This window comes from Bacillus sp. RHFS10 (assembly GCF_016757475.1).
Taxonomy (GTDB): Bacteria; Bacillota; Bacilli; order Bacillales; family Bacillaceae; genus Bacillus; species Bacillus subtilis_G.
Window position 1 is genome coordinate 1 of record NZ_JAESPO010000027.1, and the last position, 448, is coordinate 448.

The window sequence follows — 448 nt, forward strand, 5'->3', positions numbered from 1 at the left end:
TCGGCTCCTAGTGCCAAGGCATCCACCGTGCGCCCTTTCTAACTTAACCGTTAAAAAGAATCACTATGTGATATCTTGTATTACTAATTGAATGTGATGTCTACTGTTATCTAGTTTTCAAAGAACACGTTGGTGGAGCCTAGCGGGATCGAACCGCTGACCTCCTGCGTGCAAAGCAGGCGCTCTCCCAGCTGAGCTAAGGCCCCGTTTATTTAAGATGGTGGGCCTGAGTGGACTCGAACCACCGACCTCACGCTTATCAGGCGTGCGCTCTAACCAGCTGAGCTACAGGCCCATCTTAACTTATTCAAGGAACAAAGTTCCTTCAAAACTAAACAAGACAGGGAACGTTCTGTTTATAAGACCCAAGGTCTTATATTCCGTAATATATCCTTAGAAAGGAGGTGATCCAGCCGCACCTTCCGATACGGCTACCTTGTTACGACTT

At 47.3% G+C, this 448-nt stretch carries 2 tRNA genes and 1 rRNA gene; all 3 read right to left on the minus strand.

From position 1 onward, the window contains the following. Positions 1-130 precede the first annotated feature (130 nt). A tRNA-Ala gene (locus tag JMN17_RS21480) sits at positions 131-206 on the minus strand. A 12-nt stretch (positions 207-218) separates the two neighbouring features. Next, positions 219-295, minus strand: a tRNA-Ile gene (locus JMN17_RS21485). Between the two features lie 102 nt (positions 296-397). Next, positions 398-448 (minus strand): 16S ribosomal RNA (locus JMN17_RS21490); the annotation flags it as partial.